Below are 22,588 nucleotides of genomic sequence, written 5' to 3'. Positions count from 1 at the left end.
TCCTTAGAAAAAACCGAAGTAGATAGCAGCAAGTAAGCTGTAGCGAGCGGCTTTGCCAATCGCTATCAAGATCAAGCTAGGGATGAATTTCATTCTTAGCCACCCCGCCGCGAGACACAGAGGATCACCAATGATCGGTAACCAACTAAATAGCAGCGTCCAGTAACCATAACGGCTCAGCCAAGCCATAGCCTTATGACCATGCTTTTCTGATTGAGTTCGATTAGGCAGCCACAAACCAATCCAATAATTGGTTAGACCGCCTAAGGTGTTACCTAATGTCGCCACAAGAATGATCGATGAGGTTGAAAAATGATCTAAGCTCAATGCCGCCACAAGGCTGGCTTCAGATCCACCGGGTAATAGCGTGGCACTCAAGAAGCCACTGATAAAAAGGACCCATAGCGCTGAATCTGAAAACCACAGTGCGATATGTTCAAACAGGGAATTAAAGAACTCTAACACTGCCTATCAGCCTTCTTGCATTTTTAGTAGTACCTTGCCTCTGGTGTGTCCGGTTTCAACCTGTAGATGCGCCGACTGCGCTTCATCTAATGGGTAGATACCTTGAATTTCTGTTTTAAGCAATCCAACACTCACCATATAAAGCATGGTGTCCATTTGCTCAGGGTTTGGTTCAACCAGCATGCCTGAAGCCGTAAAGCCTAATAGCGTGGCTTTTTCACAGATCAATTCAGCTGATAAGGTGGGGACTGTTACTACTCTTGCACCATCTTTTAAGCACTTCAAGGCATCAAGCGCCGTGTCACCACCGACTAAATCAATCAACACATCCACATCAGAAACGCGTTCCGAGGCTGGTGCAAATTGATAGTTGATCGCATGCGCACCTAACGTTGCTAAATAATCAAGATTCGCTTCGCTACAAGTGGTGTAAACCTCAGCTTTGGCTGCCACAGCGATTTGAACCGCAAGGTGACCAACACCACCCGCGCCCGCTAAGATAAGCACGCGATCGCCCTCTTTCACTTCAGCTTTATTGAGCGCTTGTGCTGCCGTTTGGCTAGCCAGTGGCAATGCCGCTGCCGCTTCTAGGGTGACAGAATCAGGCACCCTACTTAATGCTACTTCAGGTACACACACATATTGGCTGTACCCGCCGCCTTGCAGTGGAAAGCCGATAAAGCCTGCCACCTTATCGCCCACGCGAAAACGCTCAGCCTGTTCACCTAACGTGACAATTTGCCCAGAGACATCATAGCCGGGTACCCAAGGTAGGTTGCCCTTATTCTGCGCCGCAGCCCAACCAAGGCCGGCTCGGGTTTTAACATCAATGGGGTTAATGCCCGAAAAGGAAACTTTGACCACCACTTCTCCAACCTTAGGCTCAGGAATTGCTCGGGTTTGAAGGCTAAGGTTTTCGACACCACCGAATTGAGTAATCGCGATCTGTTTATTTTCCATTTCCACATTTCCTTGATTGAGAACAGCCCGTATGAGCCAGCGTCTTAATGAATAAAAAAAGGGATGCGAAAGCATCCCTTTGACTATAAACCATTTAATCAGGCTAAGTTAACCGCTCGTTCGTAAATTGACGACCAATTAACGTTATGTCGCTCAGTGAATCTATTAACCGACTAGTGCTAATAGAATACCCGCCGCAACCGCACTACCCAATACACCTGCTACGTTCGGGCCCATCGCATGCATCAACAAGAAGTTCTGAGGGTTTGCCTCAAGACCGACCTTGTTTACAACACGTGCCGCCATTGGAACCGCTGATACGCCAGCTGCACCAATCAATGGGTTGATGTCCTCTTTCGAGAAGCGGTTTAGAACCTTCGCCATCAATACACCACCCGCCGTACCAATACTGAACGCGACCGCACCTAAGCCAAGAATACCCAGTGTCTCTAAGTTCAAGAAAGTATCTGCTTGAAGCTTAGAACCAACACCGAGACCAAGGAAAATCGTCACTACGTTAATAAGCTCGTTTTGCGCTGTTTTCGATAGGCGATCAACCACACCCGCTTCACGCATCAAGTTACCCAGACAGAACATCCCCACCAGAGGTGTTGCTGAAGGTAGGAACAAAATCGTCATCAGTAGTACAGCAAGCGGGAAGAGGATCTTCTCTGCTTTACTAACGTGACGAAGTTGAGCCATCTTAATCTTACGCTCTTCAGGAGACGTTAACGCCTTCATGATTGGCGGTTGAATAATAGGAACCAATGCCATATAGCTATACGCCGCTACCGCAATTGCACCTAAAAGATCCGGAGATAACTTGCTCGCCAAGAAGATCGCAGTTGGGCCATCGGCACCACCAATGATCGCAATAGAAGAAGCATCGGCCATCGAGAATTCCATTCCTGGAACATAGTTCAGCAAGATCGCGCCAAATAATGTTGCGAAGATACCAAACTGAGCCGCAGCCCCTAGCCACAATGTTTTAGGGTTCGCAATCAACGCACCGAAGTCCGTCATCGCACCAACACCCATAAAGATCAGCAGTGGGAAAATACCTGTTTCAATACCAATGTAGTAAACGTAGTACAGCAAGCCACCTGGATCAGTAAACCCAGCATTTGGAATGTTCGCTAATACAGCACCAAAACCAATCGGTAGTAGAAGTAACGGTTCAAATCCTTTACGAATTGCCAAAAACAATAATAAGCAACCAACCAACATCATACAGATCTGGCCGAACTCAAAGTTCGCAATCCCTGTTTCAGACCATAAGGTCATCAATCCTTCCATGATACTCCCTTACGCCAAGCTTAGTAGTGGAGCGCCTACAGTAACTGCATCGCCTTCTTTAACATTCAGTTCTTGAACGATACCACCACGAGCAGCACGAACTTCCGTTTCCATCTTCATCGCTTCTAGGATAAGCAGAACGTCGCCTTCAGCAACCTCAGCACCCGCCTGAACGTTAACTTTAAAGATGTTACCCGCCAATGGAGCAGGAACCGCTTCAGCGTCAGAAGCTGCTACAGGTGCAGCCTGAGCCGCTTGTGCAGGTTTTGCTGATGGCGCAACAGATGTTAGTTCACCTTGTGGGCCAACCTCGACATCGTAAACTTGACCATCAACCTTCACGCTGTAGCTTTCGATGCCACCAGAAGCCGGTGTTGGCGCTGCAGCAACAGGAGTCGCAACTTCTGCCGTTGGTGCTGGTTCAAATGCTTCAGGGTTACGACGGTTCTTAAGGAACTTAAGACCCACTTGTGGGAAAAGTGCGTAAGTCAGGACATCATCAACTGTATCTTCAGCTAGAGAAATGCCTTCTGATTTCGCTTTCTCTAAAAGGTCCGTAGTCAGCGTATCCATTTCTGACTTAAGCAAGTCAGCAGGGCGACAAGTAATTGGCTCTGCACCATCCAGAACTTTCGCTTGCAGGTCAGCATCAACCTCAGCAGGAGCTTGACCGTACTCTCCTTTAAGAACGCCTGCCGTCTCCTTGGTGATGCTCTTGTAGCGCTCACCCGTTAGAACGTTAATCACCGCTTGAGTACCGACAATCTGAGACGTTGGTGTGACCAAAGGAATGTAACCAAGCTCTTTACGTACGCGTGGGATCTCCTTAAGCACTTCATCCATGCGATCGGCTGCGCCTTGTTCTTTCAGCTGGCCTTCCATGTTGGTTAACATGCCGCCAGGAACTTGAGCGATCAAGATGCGAGAATCGACACCTTTTAGCTGACCTTCCCATTTCGCGTACTTTTTACGTACATCACGAAAGTAAGCCGCGATGGGTGCGATTTGGTCTAGTTTAAGATTCGTGTCACGATCTGTACCTTCTAACATTGCGACAACCGTTTCGGTTGGCGTATGGCCGTAAGTACAGCTCATTGAAGAGATAGCCGTATCTAGAATATCGATACCCGCTTCTACTGCTTTAACGGCTGTCGCTGTCGATAGACCCGTTGTTGCATGGCTATGCAGCGCTAGCGGAACGTCACACGATGCCTTGATACGTGTAATTAACTCTTCTGCTTCATAAGGCTTTAATAAACCTGACATGTCTTTAATACATAGAGAATGACAACCTAGATCCTCTAGGCGCTTCGCTAAGTCAACCCAGTTATCTGAGTTGTGAACTGGGCTGGTCGTATATGATAAAGTACCTTGAGCATGACCACCCACATCTATCGTTGCTTTGACAGCTTTTTCAAAGTTACGTACATCATTCATCGCATCAAAAATACGAAACACATCCATGCCGTTCTTGTGGGCACGTTCAACAAACTTTTCGACGACATCATCCGCGTAGTGGCGGTAACCCAATAGGTTTTGACCACGAAGTAGCATCTGCATTGGTGTATTTGGCATGGCTTTTTTCAGCTCACGCAAACGCTCCCACGGATCCTCGCCTAGGAAACGGATACACGAATCGAACGTCGCACCGCCCCAGGTCTCTAATGACCAGTAACCGACTTTATCCAGCTCTGCAGCAATAGGCAGCATATCCTCGATACGCATACGAGTAGCAAATAGTGACTGATGGGCGTCACGAAGTACCACATCTGTGATAGCTAGTGGTTTAGACATGCTCATAAACTCCTTTTTAATCCTTTAAATGCTACTTAGCAGTAGACGTACGGTATTGATGAACCGCCGTCGAAATTGCTGCCACAACCTGTGGACTAACAGCTGAAGGGTTTGATTGTGATTTTTGAATTTTTTTAGGTGCTGCGATCGGCTCGGGTACTTCTTCTGGTACCAGTTTTGACATTAACCGAACGAGGTAAACTAGAATAGTTAGAAAAATAAAGACAACGGACATCCCCGTTATCATAAGAGTCGCCGCATCTCCTAGCAGGCTTCCAATATTAGTCATGTTGTTTCCTTTCTTCGTCATCCTGACATATGTACAGGATTTCAGCGAATAGTGATCCCGACACATGGATTATCTCGATTGCTAAAAGTTTGTCAATTTTGTTTAAGGCTCTGTTACGGATAACGCACACATAAGGTTGATTATTCGCCTATCAGATCACATAAATCTGTTAAGGACATCATTTTTAGGCATTTAAACTGCGACTTAAAAGAGGGTTTTCTTAGAAATGATATGAGAGAGGTAGAATAATAAGAATTCACTTGAGAATTACTTAAAATACAACGAGTTAAATGTTAATGAAATGTAACAAAAAGCACAAAAATAAAACCCCAGACATAAAAAAAGCCTCGTAAAAAACGAGGCTTTTTATAATGTGGCGCGCTCTGGAGGATTCGAACCTCCGACCGCCTGGTTCGTAGCCAGGTACTCTATCCAGCTGAGCTAAGAGCGCGCGGTTTTAATATCAATTCATTGTTACTAACAACATATCAATATAAGGATTTCATTCTTATAAGAATGAAGCCCATAAATAGTGGCGCGTCCTGGAGGATTCGAACCTCCGACCGCCTGGTTCGTAGCCAGGTACTCTATCCAGCTGAGCTAAGGACGCACGGTTTTGATATTAAGTCTCGATTAACGATTTATCAATATCAGGATTCAAATTCATATAAGAACTAAACCCAAAATAGTGGCGCGCTCTGGAGGATTCGAACCTCCGACCGCCTGGTTCGTAGCCAGGTACTCTATCCAGCTGAGCTAAGAGCGCGCGGTTTTTAGTATCGACTTTCGTCAACACAAGGATTTTCATTCTCATAAGAACTAAACCCAAAATAATGGCGCGCTCTGGAGGATTCGAACCTCCGACCGCCTGGTTCGTAGCCAGGTACTCTATCCAGCTGAGCTAAGAGCGCGCGGTTTTAATATCAATTCATTGTTACTAACAACATATCAATATAAGGATTTCATTCTTATAAGAATGAAGCCCGTAAATAGTGGCGCGTCCTGGAGGATTCGAACCTCCGACCGCCTGGTTCGTAGCCAGGTACTCTATCCAGCTGAGCTAAGGACGCACGGTTTTGATATTAAGTCTCGATTAACGATTTATCAATATCAGGATTCAAATTCATATAAGAACTAAACCCAAAATAGTGGCGCGCTCTGGAGGATTCGAACCTCCGACCGCCTGGTTCGTAGCCAGGTACTCTATCCAGCTGAGCTAAGAGCGCGCGGTTTTTAGTATCGACTTTCGTCAACACAAGGATTTTCATTCTCATAAGAACTAAACCCTTAAATAGTGGCGCGTCCTGGAGGATTCGAACCTCCGACCGCCTGGTTCGTAGCCAGGTACTCTATCCAGCTGAGCTAAGGACGCACGGTGTTCATTCACTTGGAATGAAGTTGTGAAATATATCACACTCTTCTTGCTACGAAGAAAAAAAAAGGCCATCGGCCTGTAATGAATGGCGGTGAGGGAGGGATTCGAACCCTCGATGCAGCTACAAACCACATACTCCCTTAGCAGGGGAGCGCCTTCGGCCACTCGGCCACCTCACCTAATTCATTATTCTCACAACACTTACAAGTAAGAGCAGAGAGAATGGCGCGCTCTGGAGGATTCGAACCTCCGACCGCCTGGTTCGTAGCCAGGTACTCTATCCAGCTGAGCTAAGAGCGCACATTTACATTGCCTAAGTTGCTAACTTTAGACTCGCAAGAAATGGCGGTGAGGGAGGGATTCGAACCCTCGATGCAGCTACAAACCACATACTCCCTTAGCAGGGGAGCGCCTTCGGCCTCTCGGCCACCTCACCGTCTTGCGGAGGCACATATTACGTTTTACCGAAAATATGTCAAACACTTTATTGAAAAAAAATGAATAAAAACACTCGATCGCTTGCTATTTAAGCAAAGCGCTTGCAAATTAAACTTATAACATTCAAATCGCGCTTTTTCCCTTAAAAATTAAGGTCAAAGATTGGTAATAATAAACAGGCGAAAACAATTATCCAAATTATCCAGCAGCAAGTGCTACCGCTAGTTGCACAATACTACGGGATGCGTATTTTCGCTATAGGTGAAGCTAAACAATCTTGAGCTTTGCCAACCAGAAGACATTGTAATCCTTGTAAGCCCCCTATCGACACCTCATAACACAACAAAGCATTCACGTTGCCACTTCAAGAGCGCCCAGCCATCCGAACTACCTATGTCCCAATGCGTGTTTCTATTCCTCCAAGATCAAAAAAGGCTAGCAACAATGCTAGCCTCTTCTCTACGCAAAAGTATTAGTAGTTGCCAGGCGCAACGTTACCATTACCTTTTTCAGCTTGAATGCGCATGTAGATCTCTTCACGGTGAACAGAGACTTCTTTAGGTGCATTAACACCAATACGTACTTGGTTACCTTTAACGCCAAGTACAGTAACTGTTACTTCATCACCAATCATCAGTGTTTCGCCAACACGGCGAGTCAAAATTAGCATTCTTTGCTCCTTGAGTCATCTCTAAATTTATCTAGCTACGAGAGCATTATCCAACAAAAGGTCTATTTTCGTAAACTATCGATTGATCTTATTTAACCCAAATGCACTTCTTTTTTAGGATAATCCTGTGCTTCACGCGCTACGATGTATGTATTATGTAATATATTAGCAGCCATATCGATTTGTGTTGGTGATACCACCAAAGTTAAAGACTGCTGCTGCAGTAAGTGATGCTGCACATCAATTTCGCCTTCAGACAACAATCCATGTGAACTGACCACAATTTCTTGTGTTCGGCTTCCTACCACAGTTAACAAACTAACCTGTTCACTATTACGGATTTTTTCATCAAAAACTAGTTTTAATTTAGCACTTATATCTTGTTTAATAATGAGTGCTGCCCATTCTGTTTCCTCGGTCACACTACAGACTTCGATCCCGAGTAGTTGGCAATGCGATAGAATAGACGGCAAATCATCATTCAAACACTCAATACGCACCATCTCTCTTTGGATAGCGATACCTGTAATATCATTCAAACACTGATCACCCACAATCAAGGTACCCGCGCCTTCATCAAAACTTGAAAGCACCCTTAGCGGTACATTGTTTTGCCATGCGTATTGAACACACGGCAGATGCAATACCTTAGCGCCTCGGCGTGCCATCTCTTCCATAGACGGAAAGTCTAAGGTGTCTAATTTCTTCGAGTGTTTTACAACTCGCGGGTCACATGTATACACGCCATCCACATCCGTATAGATGCGGCACTCTTTAGCCTGAAGTGCGCCCGCCAACGCAACCGCGGTGGTATCAGAGCCGCCTCGGCCTAACGTCGTGATATCGCCTTTAGCATTAAAGCCTTGAAAACCTGCGACAATCACTATTTTACCGTCATCGAGCAGAGCTTGAATTGGGGCGGTATCAATACGCTCAATCGTCGCATTATTATGATTAGAATCGGTGTGAATTTTGGCCTGATGACCTGTCATCGATATCGCTTCATAACCTAACTTGTGTAACGTCATCGCCAACAGCGACATAGAAACTTGCTCTCCAGCCGTTAACAGTACATCCAATTCTCGAGCGTTTGGTACGCTGTCAATTTGAGTGGCTAAGTTAACTAAGCGGTTTGTTTCTCCGGACATCGCAGAAACCACAACCACAATTTGATTGCCTTCATTTTTCGTTTCAATGATTTTCTCTGCGATATGATGGATTCGCTCTATCGAACCCACCGACGTTCCACCAAATTTCTGCACAATAAGAGGCATTTTCACCCGTCTCCACCTTCCCAAGACCCATGTCTGTATATGACAAAAAAACACATACTCCGCATCAGAGCGAAGCAATAAAAAATTCACCAAAGAGTCTAACCTTGCGATTAGACTTCTTGGTGAATCTCAATCAAACCTTTTTAGACACTCTTCTAATAGGCAAAATAAAAGATGCCCAATCGACGGATTGGGCATCTTTGTATCAATTACTTAAGCTTAAAGACGCTCTTCTAACCAAGTGCGTACAGATTTAAGCGCTTCTGGTAGTGCTTCAACATCAGTACCACCCGCTTGAGCCATATCTGGACGACCGCCGCCTTTACCACCAACTTGTTCAGCAACCATCTTAACGAGGTCACCCGCTTTAACTTTGCCGATAAGGTCTTTGGTTACACCCGCAATTAGGCCAACTTTACCGTCTGCTACGTTAGCAATCAGGATAATGCCGCTACCCACTTGGTTTTTAGCGTTATCAACCATAGTACGTAGGTTCTTGTTGTCTGCGCCCTCGATTGCAGCAACCAGTACTTTAGTACCTGAGATTTCTTCCACTTTGCCCATGATGTTTGCACCTTCAGCTGCAGCCATCTTTTCTTTAAGCAGTTGGATATCTTTCTCTAGAGATTTCGCTTTCTTAGCTGACTCAGCCAGTTTCTCTTCGTAAGCGTTAGCTTGAGCTTCTACAGCATCTAGAGCCGCTTCGCCTGTTACTGCTTCGATACGACGAATACCAGCAGCGATACCACCTTCAGAAGTGATCTTGAACAGACCGATATCACCCGTGTTGCTTGCGTGGATACCACCACAAAGCTCAGTAGAGAAATCGCCCATAGACAGAACGCGAACTTCATCATCGTACTTCTCGCCAAACAGTGCCATTGCACCTTTTTCTTTCGCTGACTCGATGTCCATGATGTTGGTTTCAATCACGTGGTTCTTACGAACTTGTGCGTTAACCAAACGCTCTACTTCTTTAATCTGTGCCGGTGTTACCGCTTCAAGGTTAGAGAAGTCAAAACGTAGGTTATCAGGCTTAACCAAAGAACCTTTCTGAGCAACATGCTCACCTAGAACTTCACGCAGTGCAGAGTGAAGTAAGTGCGTTGCAGAGTGGTTTAGTGAGATAGCAGCACGACGCTCAGCATCAACTGTTGCTTCTACTTTGTCGCCTTGAGCAAATACACCTTCAACTAGCTCACCGTGGTGTGCAAATGCGTTACCTAGCTTCTGAGTATCTTGTACTTTGAAAAGACCCGACGCTGTTTTTAGTGTACCAGCATCACCACATTGACCGCCTGACTCAGCGTAGAATGGTGTCTCTTCAAGGATGATGATGGCTTTGTCGCCCGCTGATAGTGAAGATACTTCTTCGCCGTCAACAAATAGCGCAGAGATTTCACCTGAACCTTCAGTACCTGTGTAACCACAGAACTCAGTGTTGGTGTCTACTTTGATCGTCGCGTTGTAATCCGTGCCAAATTGACCAGCTTCACGAGCACGCTGACGCTGTGCTTCCATCGCCTTCTCAAAGCCTTCTTCATCGATAGTAAAGTCGCGTTCACGAGCTACATCGTTAGTAAGGTCAGCTGGGAAGCCGTATGTATCGTAAAGTTTGAATACTGTTTCACCGTCAAGCTCTTTGCCTTCAAGTGCATCTAGTGCGTCATTAAGAATAACCATGCCGCGCTCTAGAGTACGACCGAAGTTCTCTTCTTCAATGCGAAGTACTTTTTCAACAAGCTCTTGCTGTTTCTTAAGTTCATCTGCCGCAGAGCCCATCACTTCAGCCAGTACACCCACAAGTTTGTGGAAGAACACGCCTTGTGCGCCAAGCTTGTTACCGTGACGAACTGCACGACGAATAATACGACGTAGAACGTAGCCACGACCTTCGTTTGAAGGCATAACGCCATCTGCGATTAGGAATGAACAAGAACGGATGTGGTCAGCAATAACGCGTAGCGATTGGTTAGATAGGTCGTCATGACCAACAACTTCAGCTGTCGCTTTGATTAGCTTTTGGAATACATCAATTTCGTAGTTAGAGTGAACACCCTGCATGATTGCAGAAATACGCTCAATACCCATGCCTGTATCAACAGCAGGCTTAGGTAACGGTTCCATTGTGCCGTCAGCGTGACGGTTGAACTGCATGAATACGTTGTTCCAGATCTCGATGAAACGGTCACCATCTTCTTCAGGTGTACCAGGACGGCCGCCCCAAATGTGCTCACCGTGATCGTAGAAGATTTCAGTACATGGACCACAAGGGCCAGTATCACCCATCGTCCAGAAGTTATCTGACTCGAACTTCTTACCGCCTTCTTTGTCGCCGATGCGAACGATACGGTCAGCAGGTACACCGACTTTTTTGTTCCAGATATCGAATGCTTCATCATCTGTCTCGTATACCGTTACCAGTAGGCGATCTTTTGGCAGTTGCAGAGTTTCAGTCAGGAACTCCCAAGCAAACGCAATCGCGTCTTCTTTGAAGTAGTCACCAAAGCTGAAGTTACCTAGCATTTCGAAGAACGTGTGGTGACGAGCCGTGAAACCTACGTTTTCAAGGTCATTGTGCTTACCACCCGCACGTACACAACGCTGAGCCGTAGTTGCTCGAGTGTAGGCACGCTTTTCGGCGCCTAAGAAGCAATCTTTGAATTGGTTCATACCTGCGTTAGTAAATAGCAGGGTTGGATCGTTATGTGGAACTAACGATGAACTGTCTACGATTTGGTGTTCTTTGCTCTCAAAGAACTTAAGGAACGCGTTGCGAACCTCATCAGTGCTCATGTACATGCAGCTCTTCCTGAAAATAGTCGAGTTAGAATTTTGCCGTATTGTAGATCATGGTTAAGGCTTCGACTAGTTTTCTTGTAGAAAAGACACTCTTGGACAGAATTTTAGTGGGAATCCGATAAAATGAAGAATATTCCACTATATCTAGCCGTGGAAAAGCACAACTAAATTGACGATCTAACGGAGAAAAAACTCTGGCTACGAAAGAGAGTTGACTAAAGACTGCAGGACGGGGTTGCTTCAATAAAAAAGCCCCGCATAAAGTATGCGAGGCTTTAAGTTCTTTCAAAGTGGGCATTGCTTTCAAACACCCACTCTTTAAAACGTTGGCTTATAGCTCTTCGTTTTCTTCTTGCTCTACGTCTTTCTCTTCAAGAACAACCGGAGTCAGTAACAACTCACGAAGTTTAGTATCGATCTCTAGGGCAACCTCTGGGTTTTCACGCAGGTATTTACCTGCGTTAGCTTTACCTTGGCCAATCTTGTCGCCTTGGTAGCTGTACCAAGCGCCTGCTTTTTCTACCAACTTATTCTTAACACCTAAGTCAATAAGCTCACCTTCACGGTTGAAACCTTTACCGTAAAGGATTTGAGTTTCAGCTTGTTTGAACGGTGCTGCAATCTTGTTCTTAACAACCTTGATTCGTGTTTCGTTACCAACCACTTCATCACCATCTTTAATCGCACCAGTACGGCGAATATCAAGACGAACAGATGCATAGAACTTAAGCGCATTACCACCTGTTGTTGTTTCAGGATTACCGAACATCACACCAATTTTCATACGGATTTGGTTGATGAAGATAGCCATACAGTTAGACTGCTTAAGGTTACCTGTTAGCTTACGCATCGCTTGAGAAAGCATACGAGCCTGAAGACCCATGTGGCTATCGCCCATTTCGCCTTCAATCTCAGCTTTAGGTGTTAGTGCTGCAACTGAGTCAATAACAAGAACGTCGATGGCACCAGAACGAGCCAGTGCGTCACAGATTTCAAGCGCTTGTTCACCAGTATCTGGTTGAGACACAAGAAGTGCGTCGATATCAACACCTAGTTTTTGAGCGTAGATAGGGTCGAGAGCGTGCTCCGCATCAACAAAGGCACACGTTTTGCCCACTTTCTGTGCCGCAGCAATAAGTTCAAGCGTTAGCGTTGTTTTACCTGATGATTCTGGACCGTAAACTTCAACGATACGCCCCATTGGAAGGCCACCAGCACCCAGTGCGATATCTAGAGATAGAGAACCTGTAGAAATAGTTTCTACGTCCATTGTACGGTTATCACCAAGGCGCATAATAGAGCCTTTACCAAATTGCTTTTCAATCTGACCAAGGGCTGCGGCTAACGCTTTTTGTTTATTCTCGTCCATTACTATCTCCACATAATCGGTTGTCTCAACAAGCGATCTAGAATCTATTTCTAACCCACATAGGGGTGACTAATTGGCTCTCATTATACTGTTGATTCATACAGTGTCCATACCTGTATGAAAATAATTTGTACAAATGTTACCTACCTTCCATTGATAGGTAATCATAAATAACTTGCAGGGCATGGTGCGTGGCTTGTTGGCGTACTTGTGACCTGTCGCCTGTAAATACATGCGTTTCTACTTTGTCCCAACCATTTAGCGCTTTCCACGCGAAGCATACCATACCAACAGGCTTATCTTCGGTCGCGCCACCTGGGCCAGCAATACCACTGATCGATACAGAGATAGTCCCGTTTGAATGTTGCAACGCCCCGCTCGCCATTTCTATTACGACAGGCTCACTCACAGCACCGAACTCAATCAAGGTTTTAAGCTGTACACCGATCATCTCCTGCTTGGCTTCATTGGTGTACGTAACAAAAGCGCGATCAAACCACCCAGAGCTGCCCGCAATGTCGGTGACTGCACTCGCAACTCCTCCGCCAGTGCAAGATTCTGCGGTCACTAACACCTGCTTGTGTTCGGCAAGTAGCCGTCCGAGCTTTTCACTAAGCGCTTGAGTCATCTGCATCATCAACTTCCCTTAATCTACTGTGATCTAATTTGGATTCGCATCTTTTCGCTTCCGCCGCTTTTCGCACGAAACGCTTTCACGTATCCTAAGCCGCAATAGAAATAAACGAAAGAAGTTAACCGTGAAAGCCGATCAAAAACATACTCCCATGATGCAGCAGTACCTAAAATTAAAAGCAGAAAATCCAGAAATTCTGCTGTTCTACCGCATGGGCGATTTCTACGAGCTTTTCTACGATGATGCTAAAAAAGCTTCTCAACTCCTCGATATTTCACTGACTAAGCGCGGCTCTTCTAATGGTGAGCCTATTCCTATGGCGGGCGTTCCGTATCATGCTGTTGAGGGATACCTTGCGAAGTTGGTACAACTCGGTGAATCCGTAGCAATTTGTGAACAGATTGGTAATCCAGCAACTTCAAAGGGTCCTGTTGAACGTGCTGTGGTTCGCATCGTCACACCCGGAACCGTGACCGATGAAGCATTGCTTTCTGAGCGCGTTGATAACCTGATTGCAGCGATTTATCACCATAAGGGTCAGTTTGGTTACGCGACACTTGATATTACCTCGGGTCGATTCCAACTCTGTGAGCCAGAAACAGAAGAAGCGATGGCGGCAGAGCTACAGAGAACCTCACCACGTGAGCTTCTGTTCCCTGAAGACTTCGAACCGGTTGAGCTGATGGCAAGCCGTAATGGCAACCGCCGCCGCCCAGTCTGGGAATTTGAATTAGATACTGCTAAGCAACAATTGAATAAGCAGTTTGGTACTCGCGATCTGGTTGGCTTTGGTGTAGAAAGTGCGAAACTGGGCCTATGTGCGGCTGGTTGTTTGATCCAATATGTTAAAGATACCCAGCGTACTGCCCTACCACACATCCGCTCACTAACAATGGATAAGCAAGATCACTCAGTGATCCTCGATGCTGCGACTCGACGCAATCTAGAGATCACGCAAAATCTTGCTGGTGGTACTGATAACACCCTTGCTGAAGTGCTTGATCACACCGCAACAGCGATGGGCAGCCGTATGCTGAAGCGTTGGCTACATCAACCAGTGCGTAATATCTCCGCACTCGATCAGCGTCTCGACGCGATTGGTGAGATGAAAGATTTGGCGCTATTCACTGAGCTACAGCCAACCTTAAAACAGATTGGTGATATCGAACGTATTCTTGCTCGACTCGCACTTCGCTCTGCTCGACCTCGCGACATGGCGCGTCTTCGCCAAGCAATGGCGTACTTACCAGAGCTTGCTGAAACGCTAATGCAGCTTAAGCACCCATACCTAACTCAACTTGCTCAATATGCTTCTCCTGTGGACGAAGTTTCAGAGCTACTCGAGCGAGCAATCAAAGAGAACCCACCGGTGGTTATCCGTGACGGTGGTGTGATTGCAGAAGGCTACAATGCCGAGTTAGACGAATGGCGTGACCTTGCAGCTGGCGCAACCGAATTTCTTGATAAACTAGAACAAGAAGAGCGTGAACGTCATGGTATCGACACGCTTAAAGTTGGCTACAACAACGTACACGGTTTCTTCATTCAAGTAAGCCGTGGGCAAAGCCACCTTGTGCCACCACATTATGTTCGCCGTCAAACGTTGAAAAACGCTGAGCGTTACATCATTCCTGAGCTAAAAGAGCACGAAGACAAAGTGCTTAACTCTAAGTCGAAAGCACTCGCTATCGAGAAACAGCTATGGGAAGAGTTGTTTGACTTACTACTGCCGTATCTAGAGCGACTACAAAACATCGCCTCTTCGGTATCTCAGCTTGATGTTCTACAGAACTTAGCGGAACGTGCAGATACGCTGGATTACTGCCGCCCAACCATGACTGAATCCGCTGGCGTGAAAATCCAAGCGGGGCGTCATCCAGTCGTTGAGCAAGTGATGGACGAACCTTTCATTGCTAACCCGATTGATCTTAACGAACAGCGTAAAATGCTGATCATCACAGGTCCAAACATGGGGGGTAAATCGACCTATATGCGCCAAACGGCACTCATCGCATTGATGGCACATATCGGTTGTTATGTTCCTGCAGAAAGCGCAACCATCGGCTCTATCGACCGTATCTTTACGCGTATTGGCGCATCAGATGATTTGGCTTCAGGTCGTTCAACCTTCATGGTTGAAATGACAGAAACCGCGAATATCCTACACAACGCTACACCAAACAGTTTAGTGCTAATGGATGAGATCGGCCGTGGTACTAGCACTTATGATGGTCTGTCTCTAGCTTGGGCAAGTGCTGAGTGGTTAGCCAATCAAATCAATGCGATGACACTGTTTGCTACGCACTACTTTGAGCTCACTGAACTGCCTAACCAAATTCCAAATTTAGCAAACGTACACTTAGATGCGGTTGAACACGGCGACAGTATTGCCTTTATGCATGCGGTTCAAGAAGGCGCTGCAAGTAAATCTTACGGCCTCGCAGTGGCAGGGTTGGCTGGTGTACCAAAAGCGGTGATCAAAAATGCTCGTGCCAAACTGACTCAGTTAGAAGCGCTCAGTATCGAGTCACCTACATCGAAGCCAAGCGGTGTCGATATCGCAAATCAGCTGAGCTTGATCCCAGAGCCAAGTGACGTGGAGCAAGCACTAGCGAATGTTGATCCTGATGATCTAACACCTCGTCAAGCATTGGAAGAACTCTACCGCTTGAAGAAGCTACTCTAGCTTTAGAAGCACTTTAGTTTAAATGGCACTCTAGTTTAAATAGCCAAGCGCTGTGGTTTCTAGCTGAATTCAAAGTTAAACCAGAAGCTAAAACTAAAAAACGCTGACATTAGGTCAGCGTTTTTCTATTTCGATATTGTGGAATACCGTTTAGTCGTTTTCAACGTTGAACAGGTTTTCCATGTTCAGACCTTGCTTAATCAAAATCTCACGTAGACGGCGAAGACCTTCAACTTGGATTTGACGAACTCGCTCACGAGTCAGGCTGATTTCACGGCCAACTTCTTCTAACGTTGACGGCTCATAACCTAGTAGTCCAAATCGACGTGCAAGCACCTCTTTCTGTTTCGGGTTCAGCTCATCAAGCCAGAAAATTAACGAGTTCTTGATATCGCTATCTTGAGTTGAAACCTCAGGATCTGAGTTGTTGATGTCTGGAATAATATCCAACAGCGCTTTCTCTCCATCTCCACCAATTGGTGTATCAACCGAGCTTACTCGTTCGTTTAGACGAAGCATCTTGCTGACGTCACTAACCGGTTTATCGAGCTTAGACGCAATTTCTTCTGCGGTTGGTTCATGGTCAAGCTTTTGCGATAGCTCTCTTGCGGTACGTAGGTAGATGTTCAGCTCTTTCACTACATGGATTGGCAAACGGATAGTGCGAGTCTGATTCATTAACGCTCGTTCAATGGTCTGACGAATCCACCATGTAGCGTAAGTTGAGAAACGGAAGCCACGCTCTGGGTCAAATTTTTCTACGGCGCGAATTAAACCTAGGTTGCCTTCTTCGATTAGATCGAGAAGAGCAAGGCCACGATTACTATAACGACGTGAAATTTTCACTACCAAACGCAGGTTACTTTCGATCATGCGCTTACGTGCAGCTTCATCACCGCGTAGAGCTCGACGCGCATAAAGCACTTCTTCTTCAGCGGTAAGTAGTGGTGAGAAACCGATTTCACCTAAGTAGAGTTGGGTAGCATCTAAACTTTTAGAGCTAACTTCCACTTCTTCTTTTTCTTTGGCTTCGGTTTTCTTAGTGACAGCTTGTCCAAGTACTTCTGATTCCGTAGCTTCTTGGTCAAGAACGAATTCTTCTTTGATTACTGCATTGCTTATACTCATAACGCCTCCCCCTGGCGAAATTAGCATGACATTACAACTTCATATGTCGCTAAATGACTATGTCACTCAATACAATACCTGACTACAGCATATTGTATTTAAGGCAAATACCGTTTTGGATTGACGGATTTACCTTGGTAACGAATCTCAAAGTGCAGCCTAACACTGCTGGTTCCTGAGCTTCCCATTGTTGCAATTTTCTGCCCAGATTTAACACTTTGCCCTTCAGATACTAATAATTTGTCGTTATGCGCGTATGCACTTAAGTAGTTATCATTGTGCTTCACAATCACTAGATTACCGTAACCTCGTAATGCATTCCCCGAATAAACGACGGTTCCCCCTGCAGTAGATACTATGGACTGACCTCGCTGTCCTGCTATGTCTATGCCTTTATTTCCTTGTTCACCTACAGAGAAATTCTTAATCACTCGACCTTTTGTTGGCCATAACCACTTGGATACCTTATCACTTGTTGGACTTGTGGTTGATTTAACATTTTGTTTACCTTTAGAGCCAACATACTCCTTTGATTTGGATTGTTCAACCTTCTTTGACGAATCTTTTTTGACCGTCTTGGTGGTATTTTGAGCTGGCGCAGAATTAGAGTTATTGCTCTTTTTTACCGCGGTTTGAGATTTACTCGCTGTCGATGATGATGCGGGTACAGATGAAGCGGTGGACGCAGTTGATGCTGCAGACGCGCCAACAGGAGTCGTTACGACCGCAACCGTGGCCGCTGACTGTCCATAAGCGGGGGCTTTGTATCTTGGACGCCACAACTTAAGCTTCTGCCCTGGATGGATAGTATAAGGAGCAGATAGCTTGTTATAACTGACAAGATCATTAACGTCTTTATTGGTTATGTAAGCAATGAAATAAAGGGTATCGCCTTTTTGTACTTCATAATAACTACCACGATAACTACCGCGATCGACCGATGAATAATTTTTACTTAAGCTTGATACAGGCGCAGGCGAATTCGCTGCACACCCAACAAGTGCACAGCTAAGCAGTAGAGAACTTCCTTTTAACACCTTCGAACACATCGACTATCTATCCACCTAAACCATTGATCTTATTATTAAGCCAGCTCACCAGGAACGAGAGGGACAAATCTCACCGTCTCAATCACATTCGATAAAAATTCATCGCCATGACGAACGATCTTCAATAATTGCTGTTGAGCATCACCAACAGGGATCAATAACCGCCCACCATCTTTAAGTTGTTGCAAAAGTGCTTGAGGAATCGACTCTGCAGCAGCGGTAACAATAATGGCATCAAAAGGGCCCTTCGAAGACCAACCTTGCCAGCCATCACCATGTTTAGTTGAGATATTGTAGAAATCGAGCTGTTTCAGTCTGCGCTTGGCATCCCATTGTAACGATTTTATTCTTTCAACTGAGTAGACATGATCAACCAGCTGCGCCAATACTGCCGTTTGGTAACCAGAACCCGTTCCTATCTCTAAAACATGGCTACCTTGCTGTAACTCAAGCAACTCTGTCATTTTAGCAACAATATACGGCTGCGAGATAGTCTGACCCAAGCCAATAGGCAGCGCATTATTATCGTAAGCCTGATGATACATCGCCTGTGACAAAAAACGCTCTCTTGGCAGTTGGTAAATAGCATCAAGCACCTTTTGGTCTTGAATACCGCTTTCAATCAGAAAAGTAATTAAGCGCTTTGCTTGTGGATGACTCACTTACTTGTCTCCTAACCATGTTGCCATCGCGCCCAGTGACTCATGAGCAGTGAGGTCCACTTGTAATGGGGTGACCGATACAGAGCCCTGCTCTATGGCATAGAAGTCGGTACCTTCACCAGCATCTTGCTCTTTACCCGGAGGACCAAGCCAGTAGATATCATGACCACGAGGGTCTTTTTGCTTAATCATATCTTCAGCATGATGGCGTGCCCCCAAGCGTGTCACTTGAGTAATGGACAACTGTTCCAAGGGTAAATCAGGAACATTGACATTTAATAAACGATTGGTTGGGATTGGGTTGGCTAAATGCTGCTCAACAATACGACGAGCAATTACAGCCGCTGTCTTAAAGTTTTGCTTTCCAACCAGGGAAAATGCCACCGACTGAACCCCTAAAAAGTGCCCTTCCATTGCCGCTGCTACCGTGCCTGAATACAACACATCATCACCTAGGTTTGCACCGTGATTAATGCCCGTTAACACCAGATCAGGCATGTCATTCTTTAGCAGCTCGTTTAACGCAAAATGCACACAGTCGGTCGGTGTTCCTTGTACCGAATAGGTATTTTCAGCAATCTCTTGAACACGCAGAGGCTGTTCTAAAGTTAATGAATTTGACGCACCCGAGCGATTACGATCAGGGGCAACAATGACAACTTCAGCAAGATCACGTAGCTCATTTGCCAGCTCATGAATACCTCGAGCGTGCACACCATCATCGTTGCTGAGTAAAATCTTCATCTTGTATCCTTTCTTTTGTTCCCATGCTAAGCCAAGTCACTTACATTCCAATATCAAGTGACCCAGCTCCAAGCAGGATCGTTATTGCTCGTAGGTTCTCTCTACGTGTACTTCTTCAACCAACTCACGAACGATAGCAGTAGCAAAGCAACCCGCATCGAGAGAAAACTTAAGAGTGACCTTATCTTCATTCACTTCCCAAGTAAGATCGGCAGGTTTTAACGATGCTTCACGACGGTCATGGCGCATGCGGTTACCGCGAATCAGCGCCATTAGGTCAGGTTCAGAATCAAGATGTTTTTGCTCTAACGCTTGAGACTCTTCAGTCGTTGGCAAAGCATTATCACCAGCCAAAGCAACAGTAATCCATGCAGAGCCATGCGCGATGTCTTGGTTTACGGCTTCGATATTGTCCGCTGTTACCGCTAGTTGAGCGCTGTCTTTCACCACAATATCGCCAACCAATGCCGATGCAAACACATCTTGCTCTATACGGTCTGATAGGATCAGATTGTAAATCCACGAGCGAGCTGCCGAAAGGTACAGGCTACGCTTATTTTGGTTACGAGTGCGTACGTTATCTCGGCCCCAACGGCGAGCTTCAGACAAGTTATTACCTTCATTGCCAAAACGCTGAGCACCAAAGTAATTTGGCACGCCGACTTGAGCGACTTTTTCCAAACGTTTTACCACATCATCACAGTCCGTTACTTCAGACAAGGTCAACTCGAATTGGTTGCCAACTAAATCACCTGGACGTAACTTTTTGTTGTGTCGTGCTGTCGCCAAGATCTCAATACTTGGGTATTGTGCTAAGAAAGCTGAAAAGTCAGGCTCACCTTTTGGTAGGTGTACACTCAACCACTGCTCAGTAACTGCGTGACGGTCTTTTAAACCTGCCCAGCTCACGTCTTTCGACTTAACACCACAAGCTTTAGCCAGCTCGTTTGCTACGAAACTCGTGTTTTCACCCGTTTTACGAATACGAACCATTAGGTGCTCGCCTTCACCAGTAAACTCAAAACCCAAGTCTTCATTTACGACAAAGTGTTCGGCTTTTGCTTTTAGTTTTGCTTTCGCAGTTGGTTTACCGTTGAGATAAGCCAATGAAGATAAAATATCTGACATGCTGTTCTTTTCGTGTTGGTGCTTACGCACTTTTAGTAATTAGGACCACCGCTTCACACGCGATACCCTCTTTGCGACCTGTAAAACCTAAACGCTCAGTGGTCGTGGCTTTGACATTCACATTGCTAATGCTGGTTTCTAAATCTTGAGCAATCGCTTGGCACATAGCGTCTATATGAGGCGCCATCTTTGGGGCTTGCGCCATGATAGTAATATCAGCATTACCGATCCCATAGCCTTGCTCTTTTACTCGACGGTAAACATCTTTCAGTAGTTCACGACTATCCGCGCCCTTCCATTCATCATCAGTATCTGGGAAATGACGCCCAATATCACCGGCTGCAATCGCACCTAATAGAGCGTCACACAATGCATGCAAAGCAACATCACCGTCTGAGTGCGCGATAAGACCTTGTTCGTAGGGGATACTGACACCGCCAATCATTACCGGACCTTCACCACCAAACTTATGGACATCAAACCCATGGCCTATACGAATCATCATTATTCCTTATTCTGACTTAAATAGAACTCAGCGAGCGCTAAATCTTCAGGCTGAGTAATCTTAAAATTATCTGATCGCCCAACTACTAAAGCGGGTGATAAACCTTGCCACTCAAAGGCAGAGGCTTCATCGGTAATCGCAGCGCCTTGTTGCAGCGCTTCACTTAATGCGTTCCACAGCGGCTCTGCTCGAAACATTTGCGGCGTAAGTGCATGCCATAATTCAGCTCGTTCAACGGTATGCTCAATCTGCCCTTGGGCACCTCGCTTCATCGTGTCACGAACTGGGGCCGCTAGAATTGCGCCCACATCATGTCTCATCGCGCCAGAAATTAGCTTGTCGATATCACTTAGCAGAACACAAGGCCTTGCCGCATCGTGAACCATGACCCACTCACCCAGTTGCTGCTCGGTAATATAATCCAAAGCAGAAAGCACGGAATCCGCTCGCTCACTTCCACCGGAAACCTTAGTAACGCGTGGGTTCAAGTTCAGGGCGAGATCTGAGTAGTAAGGATCATCATCGCTGATCGCTACAATAATTTGAGAAACTTGTGAGTGGGACAATAATTTCTCAACCGTGTGCTCTAAAATTGTGATGTCGTTAATCTTCAGATATTGCTTGGGCCGATCAGCCTTCATTCGACTACCGACACCCGCCGCAGGTACAATAGCAATCACGCATTGAGTTGAAGTCGACATTAATGGGATTCCTCACCAATGATACGATAAAACGTTTCACCTTCTTTGACCATGCCAAGCTCATGACGCGCACGCTCCTCTATCGCATCTAAACCTTGGCGTAGATCGTCAATTTCAGCAAACATTTCTGCATTTCGGATATTCAACTCTTCGTTTACTTGCTGCTGGATCTGAATTTCGTTATTCACATCGAAGTAGTCAGAGATACCATTTTTACCGAGCCACAGAGTGTGTTGTAGCCAGCCAAACACGAGAAGCAGTACTAAAGCAAAAATTCGCATAACACCTTTCGCTGGTTGAAAAAGAAGGAACTAGATTAAGGCACATATATACCATAATGCGCTTATCGGTGCGAGATATGCGGTGTAAGTGAATCGATAAGTCGGGGAATTATTGTTATTCGAAACCCGTGATGATATTTCCGACTCCGTTGGTCTCCAGAATGACGAATAATACAGAAACCTCTGCCGACGAAAGAATCAAAGACAGTGTACCTCCCAGCGCCACAGGCTCTCGTCATTCCTAAAAAGGAGGAACGACTAATACCAATTTGATTAAATTTCTGATCTAATAGTAACTCTGCTCGGAGGTACTATATGGACATTAATTTCCCTCAACT

The 22,588-nt window shown here is 45.7% G+C and carries 19 protein-coding genes and 10 tRNA genes; 1 reads left to right on the top strand and 28 read right to left on the bottom strand.

Annotated elements, in window-relative coordinates; translation table 11 throughout:
* Nucleotides 1–3: 3 nt before the first annotated feature.
* From Q1A70_RS03120 to Q1A70_RS03025, 20 genes are all read right to left on the bottom strand, one after another.
* A complete protein-coding gene (locus Q1A70_RS03120; RefSeq protein WP_299686955.1) occupies nt 4–465 on the bottom strand; it encodes a YqaA family protein in 462 nt (153 codons plus the stop codon).
* A 6-nt stretch (nt 466–471) separates the two neighbouring features.
* Complete coding sequence (locus Q1A70_RS03115; RefSeq protein ID WP_299686957.1) at nt 472–1,425, bottom strand: NADP-dependent oxidoreductase; 954 nt, start codon at nt 1,423–1,425, stop codon at nt 472–474.
* 165 nt (nt 1,426–1,590) lie between these two features.
* The gene (locus tag Q1A70_RS03110; protein ID WP_019825842.1) at nt 1,591–2,721 is read right to left on the bottom strand and encodes a sodium ion-translocating decarboxylase subunit beta; all 1,131 of its coding nucleotides are present in this window, start codon (nt 2,719–2,721) and stop codon (nt 1,591–1,593) included.
* Nucleotides 2,722–2,730: 9 nt separating this feature from the next.
* Nucleotides 2,731–4,515 (bottom strand): sodium-extruding oxaloacetate decarboxylase subunit alpha, encoded by a 1,785-nt coding sequence (gene oadA / locus Q1A70_RS03105; protein WP_299686959.1) that lies wholly within the window; start codon nt 4,513–4,515, stop codon nt 2,731–2,733.
* Nucleotides 4,516–4,546: 31 nt separating this feature from the next.
* Nucleotides 4,547–4,804 carry an oxaloacetate decarboxylase subunit gamma gene (locus tag Q1A70_RS03100; RefSeq protein WP_299686961.1) on the bottom strand — a complete coding sequence of 86 codons (258 nt, stop codon included), beginning with the start codon at nt 4,802–4,804 and terminating at the stop codon, nt 4,547–4,549.
* A gap of 374 nt (nt 4,805–5,178) precedes the next feature.
* Nucleotides 5,179–5,255 (bottom strand) — tRNA-Arg (locus tag Q1A70_RS03095).
* Between the two features lie 82 nt (nt 5,256–5,337).
* Nucleotides 5,338–5,414 (bottom strand) — tRNA-Arg (locus Q1A70_RS03090).
* A 79-nt stretch (nt 5,415–5,493) separates the two neighbouring features.
* Nucleotides 5,494–5,570: transfer RNA gene (locus tag Q1A70_RS03085), tRNA-Arg, on the bottom strand.
* A gap of 68 nt (nt 5,571–5,638) precedes the next feature.
* A tRNA-Arg gene (locus tag Q1A70_RS03080) sits at nt 5,639–5,715 on the bottom strand.
* A gap of 82 nt (nt 5,716–5,797) precedes the next feature.
* Nucleotides 5,798–5,874: transfer RNA gene (locus Q1A70_RS03075), tRNA-Arg, on the bottom strand.
* A 79-nt stretch (nt 5,875–5,953) separates the two neighbouring features.
* A tRNA-Arg gene (locus Q1A70_RS03070) sits at nt 5,954–6,030 on the bottom strand.
* A 69-nt stretch (nt 6,031–6,099) separates the two neighbouring features.
* A tRNA-Arg gene (locus Q1A70_RS03065) sits at nt 6,100–6,176 on the bottom strand.
* A gap of 89 nt (nt 6,177–6,265) precedes the next feature.
* Nucleotides 6,266–6,358: transfer RNA gene (locus Q1A70_RS03060), tRNA-Ser, on the bottom strand.
* A gap of 44 nt (nt 6,359–6,402) precedes the next feature.
* Nucleotides 6,403–6,479, bottom strand: a tRNA-Arg gene (locus Q1A70_RS03055).
* Between the two features lie 43 nt (nt 6,480–6,522).
* A tRNA-Ser gene (locus Q1A70_RS03050) sits at nt 6,523–6,615 on the bottom strand.
* A 474-nt stretch (nt 6,616–7,089) separates the two neighbouring features.
* Complete coding sequence (csrA, locus tag Q1A70_RS03045; protein WP_009847619.1) at nt 7,090–7,287, bottom strand: carbon storage regulator CsrA; 198 nt, start codon at nt 7,285–7,287, stop codon at nt 7,090–7,092.
* A gap of 92 nt (nt 7,288–7,379) precedes the next feature.
* The gene (locus tag Q1A70_RS03040; protein ID WP_299686989.1) at nt 7,380–8,561 is read right to left on the bottom strand and encodes an aspartate kinase; all 1,182 of its coding nucleotides are present in this window, start codon (nt 8,559–8,561) and stop codon (nt 7,380–7,382) included.
* Between the two features lie 219 nt (nt 8,562–8,780).
* Entirely contained in the window at nt 8,781–11,363 is a 2,583-nt protein-coding gene (alaS, locus tag Q1A70_RS03035; protein WP_299686968.1) for an alanine--tRNA ligase, read from the bottom strand.
* Nucleotides 11,364–11,694: 331 nt separating this feature from the next.
* Nucleotides 11,695–12,732: a recombinase RecA gene (gene recA, locus Q1A70_RS03030; RefSeq protein WP_299686970.1), complete on the bottom strand. Its 1,038-nt coding sequence runs from the start codon at nt 12,730–12,732 to the stop codon at nt 11,695–11,697.
* A gap of 139 nt (nt 12,733–12,871) precedes the next feature.
* The gene (locus tag Q1A70_RS03025) at nt 12,872–13,366 is read right to left on the bottom strand and encodes a CinA family protein (protein ID WP_299686991.1); all 495 of its coding nucleotides are present in this window, start codon (nt 13,364–13,366) and stop codon (nt 12,872–12,874) included.
* Between the two features lie 124 nt (nt 13,367–13,490).
* Between Q1A70_RS03025 and mutS the strand changes: the two genes are divergently transcribed.
* Nucleotides 13,491–16,052, top strand: a complete 2,562-nt coding sequence (gene mutS, locus Q1A70_RS03020) for a DNA mismatch repair protein MutS (RefSeq protein WP_299686972.1) — start codon at nt 13,491–13,493, stop codon at nt 16,050–16,052.
* A gap of 150 nt (nt 16,053–16,202) precedes the next feature.
* Here mutS and rpoS read toward each other — a convergent pair whose 3' ends face one another.
* The 8 genes from rpoS to ftsB all read right to left on the bottom strand — a co-directional run bounded on the left by rpoS (nt 16,203) and on the right by ftsB (nt 22,250).
* A complete protein-coding gene (gene rpoS / locus Q1A70_RS03015; RefSeq protein WP_299686974.1) occupies nt 16,203–17,180 on the bottom strand; it encodes an RNA polymerase sigma factor RpoS in 978 nt (325 codons plus the stop codon).
* A 98-nt stretch (nt 17,181–17,278) separates the two neighbouring features.
* Nucleotides 17,279–18,229, bottom strand: a complete 951-nt coding sequence (locus Q1A70_RS03010; protein WP_299686976.1) for a peptidoglycan DD-metalloendopeptidase family protein — start codon at nt 18,227–18,229, stop codon at nt 17,279–17,281.
* Nucleotides 18,230–18,264: 35 nt separating this feature from the next.
* Complete coding sequence (locus Q1A70_RS03005; protein ID WP_299686978.1) at nt 18,265–18,891, bottom strand: protein-L-isoaspartate(D-aspartate) O-methyltransferase; 627 nt, start codon at nt 18,889–18,891, stop codon at nt 18,265–18,267.
* The gene (gene surE, locus Q1A70_RS03000; protein ID WP_299686980.1) at nt 18,892–19,635 is read right to left on the bottom strand and encodes a 5'/3'-nucleotidase SurE; all 744 of its coding nucleotides are present in this window, start codon (nt 19,633–19,635) and stop codon (nt 18,892–18,894) included.
* 81 nt (nt 19,636–19,716) lie between these two features.
* Entirely contained in the window at nt 19,717–20,763 is a 1,047-nt protein-coding gene (truD, locus tag Q1A70_RS02995) for a tRNA pseudouridine(13) synthase TruD (RefSeq protein WP_299686982.1), read from the bottom strand.
* Between the two features lie 22 nt (nt 20,764–20,785).
* Complete coding sequence (ispF, locus tag Q1A70_RS02990; protein WP_299686993.1) at nt 20,786–21,265, bottom strand: 2-C-methyl-D-erythritol 2,4-cyclodiphosphate synthase; 480 nt, start codon at nt 21,263–21,265, stop codon at nt 20,786–20,788.
* Nucleotides 21,266–21,267: 2 nt separating this feature from the next.
* Nucleotides 21,268–21,969, bottom strand: coding sequence for a 2-C-methyl-D-erythritol 4-phosphate cytidylyltransferase (gene ispD / locus Q1A70_RS02985; protein ID WP_299686984.1), 702 nt, complete (start codon nt 21,967–21,969; stop codon nt 21,268–21,270).
* The gene (ftsB, locus tag Q1A70_RS02980; protein WP_299686986.1) at nt 21,969–22,250 is read right to left on the bottom strand and encodes a cell division protein FtsB; all 282 of its coding nucleotides are present in this window, start codon (nt 22,248–22,250) and stop codon (nt 21,969–21,971) included. Before ftsB ends, ispD begins: the two co-directional genes overlap by 1 nt.
* Nucleotides 22,251–22,588: the final 338 nt, after the last annotated feature.

The organism is uncultured Vibrio sp. (assembly GCF_947488985.1).
Lineage (GTDB): Bacteria > Pseudomonadota > Gammaproteobacteria > Enterobacterales > Vibrionaceae > Vibrio.
The sequence above is the reverse complement of the archived record's forward strand: the minus strand, read 5'-3'. Positions and strand labels throughout refer to the sequence as shown.